Consider the following 3,195-nt stretch of genomic DNA (forward strand, 5'->3'; position numbering starts at 1 on the left):
ACGTTGTCCATAACTTAAAATAGCTTAGATCCTTGTTAAGGAGAAAGTTTCATCAGTATTTCTTCACCCGAGTTGCGGAAGACCCTTTTTTGAACCGTCACTATTGGCTATTTTGCTGATGGAAGCAAAAAAAACGGCCCGCATTGTGGACCGTTTATCAGAAAAACAGGACTTACTTGTTGGTCGGGCGCAGTGCCGGGAACAGGATTACATCGCGGATGGTGTGGCTGTCGGTGAACAGCATCACCATACGGTCAATACCGATACCGAGGCCGGCGGTTGGCGGCAGACCGTGCTCCAGCGCGGTAACGTAGTCTTCGTCGTAGAACATCGCTTCGTCATCGCCGGCATCTTTGGCGTTAACCTGCTGCAGGAAACGATCGGCCTGATCTTCCGCATCGTTCAGCTCAGAGAAGCCGTTGCCGATTTCGCGGCCGCAGATAAAGAACTCGAAGCGGTCGGTGATTTCCGGGTTCTGATCGTTACGACGCGCCAGCGGCGAAACTTCTGCCGGGTATTCAGTAATGAAGGTTGGTTGGATCAGGTGCGCTTCTGCAGTCTCTTCGAAGATCTTAGTGACCACGCGGCCCAGACCCCAGCTCTTCTCAACTTTTATACCGATAGACTGGGCGATAGCCACGGACTTATCGAAATCGTCAAGATCGGCTAGGTTGGTTTCTAGGCGATATTTCAGAATCGCTTCTTTCATTGTCAGCTTATCGAACGGCTTACCGAAGTCGAACTCTTGGTCACCGTAAGGCACCACGGTGGTGCCTAGCACGTCCTGCGCCAGCGTGCGGAATAGGCTTTCGGTCAGCTCGATCAGAACTTTGTAATCCGCATACGCCATATAGAGTTCCATCATGGTGAACTCTGGGTTATGGCGCGGCGAGATACCTTCGTTACGGAAGTTGCGGTTAATTTCGAACACGCGATCAAAGCCACCGACCACCAGACGCTTCAGGTACAGCTCTGGCGCAATACGCAGGTACATATCGATGTCCAGCGCGTTGTGATAGGTGATAAACGGACGCGCAGAGGCACCACCAGGGATCACCTGCATCATCGGGGTTTCCACTTCCATAAACTCACGGCCAACCATGAAGTTACGGATGCTGGCAATGATCTGTGAGCGGATTTTGAAGGTCTTACGCGAGTCGTCGTTTGAGATTAGATCTAGGTAACGCTGGCGGTAGCGGGTCTCCTGATCGGCCAGACCGTGGAACTTATCCGGCAGTGGGCGCAGGGCTTTAGTCAGCAGGCGCAGTTCGCTACAGTGCAGGGTCAGCTCACCGGTTTTGGTCTTAAACAACTTGCCGCGCGCGCCGAGAATATCGCCGAGGTCCCATTTCTTGAACTGCTCGTTGTATTTGCCTTCTGGCAGATCGTCACGGGAAACGTATAACTGGATAATCCCGCCCACGTCCTGCAAGGTGACGAAAGAGGCTTTACCCATAATGCGGCGGGTCATCATACGACCGGCAACGCTGAACTCTTCACCGATTAGCTCCAGCTCTTCATTCTCTTTATCGGCGTATTTCGCCGCCAGAACGTCAGAGGTGCTGTCGCGGTGGAAGTCGTTCGGGAACGCCACGCCAGTTTCACGCAGTGCGGCCAGCTTTTCGCGACGTGATTTCAGTTCGTTATTAAGCTCAAGTACGGCATCAGCAGCCTGTGGTGGTTGTTCAGACATGTGAGTTCCTTATAACCCTGCTTTCAAACTTGCTTCGATAAAATGATCCAGATCGCCGTCCAGAACTGCCTGAGTATTGCGCGTTTCTACGTTGGTACGCAGATCCTTGATGCGGGAATCATCCAGCACGTAAGAGCGGATCTGGCTGCTCCAGCCGATGTCAGATTTGTTGTCTTCCGCCGCCTGCTTATCCGCATTTTTCTTCTGCATTTCATATTCAAACAGCTTCGCACGTAGCTGTTTGAATGCCTGATCTTTGTTCTTATGCTGAGAACGGTCGTTCTGGCACTGCACCACAATGTTGGTCGGCAAGTGGGTAATACGCACCGCCGATTCGGTTTTATTGACGTGCTGACCACCGGCACCCGAAGCGCGATAAACGTCAATGCGCAGATCGGCCGGGTTAATATCGATATCGATGTTGTCATCCAATTCCGGATAGATAAATACCGAACTGAACGAGGTGTGGCGGCGGCGACCGGAGTCGAACGGGCTTTTACGTACCAAGCGATGGACGCCGGTTTCAGTACGCAACCAGCCGAACGCGTAGTCGCCGATGATTTTAATGGTGGCGGATTTGGTTCCGGCCACTTCACCGTCAGACTCCTCAATAATTTCAGTTTTGTAGCCTTTGGCTTCCGCCCAGCGCAGGTACATACGCAGTAGCATGCTGGCCCAGTCCTGTGCTTCGGTGCCGCCGGAACCCGCCTGAATATCCATGTAGCAGTCAGCGCTGTCGTACTCGCCAGAGAACATGCGGCGGAACTCTAATTCACCGAATTTCTTTTCCAGAATGCCGAGTTCAGCCACTGCTTCATTGAAGGTCTCTTCGTCTTCGGCTTCAACGAGCAGTTCAAGCAGGCCAGTGACATCTTCCAGCCCCTGTTCCATCTGGTCGAGCGTTTCAACGACGGCTTCTAATGCGGAGCGCTCTTTACCCAGCGCCTGGGCGCGGTCAGGTTCATTCCAGACATCAGGCTGCTCAAGTTCAGCGTTTACTTCCTGCAGGCGTTCTTTCTTGGCATCATAGTCAAAGATACCCCCTAAGAACGGCGCTACGCTCTGTGAGATCCTGAATACGGTTCTTTACCGGATTAATTCCAAACATGTTTTAAGATCTTTTTAGGTGATCGGACGAGAATAAGAGAATTTAGCTAGGGAGTTTAACTGAAATAGCGCCCGGTGTGTAGCACAGAACTCACCTTGTGAGTTCTGTGCGGTAGGGGTCAGGCATGCCTGACCCGCTCTTTTGACCAGAATGGAGACCTGAACATGTCCGTTACTGATGCCCTGCTGGCATTTACTTTCGCCGCCACCCTGCTCACCTGACGCTGGAGCTAGATACCGCGCTGATTTTGCGTACCTCCACAGTGGAAGGTACTAGAAAGGGCACTGTTGCAAAGATATTGATGAGTTAGCCTTTCGTGTTATTGAAAGGTCTTATCTTTCAAAGACTCTGCTTACCAGACGCATCTCGCCTAGGGGATGCCCCAAATAAAATG

At 52.0% G+C, this 3,195-nt stretch carries 2 protein-coding genes; both read right to left on the minus strand.

What is annotated here, in order from left to right; all coding sequences use genetic code 11:
* Positions 1–172: 172 nt before the first annotated feature.
* On the minus strand, positions 173–1,693 hold the full coding sequence (gene lysS, locus BBW68_RS06490) for a lysine--tRNA ligase (RefSeq protein WP_070134497.1): 1,521 nt from the start codon (positions 1,691–1,693) through the stop codon (positions 173–175).
* A 9-nt stretch (positions 1,694–1,702) separates the two neighbouring features.
* A protein-coding gene (gene prfB / locus BBW68_RS06495; RefSeq protein ID WP_102135766.1) for a peptide chain release factor 2 occupies positions 1,703–2,801 on the minus strand; the annotation gives its coding sequence in 2 pieces (ribosomal slippage) (positions 1,703–2,725 and positions 2,727–2,801; 1,098 coding nt in all).
* Between the last annotated feature and the right edge of the window lie 394 nt (positions 2,802–3,195).

The sequence above is a fragment of the Candidatus Erwinia dacicola genome (assembly GCF_001756855.1).
GTDB lineage: Bacteria > Pseudomonadota > Gammaproteobacteria > Enterobacterales > Enterobacteriaceae > Erwinia > Erwinia dacicola.

What these genes read in the sequence shown, in the direction of transcription:
- lysS (WP_070134497.1), bottom strand. Translation starts at nt 1,693, where the DNA reads ATGTCTGAACAACCACCACAGGCTGCTGATGCCGTACTTGAGCTTAAT.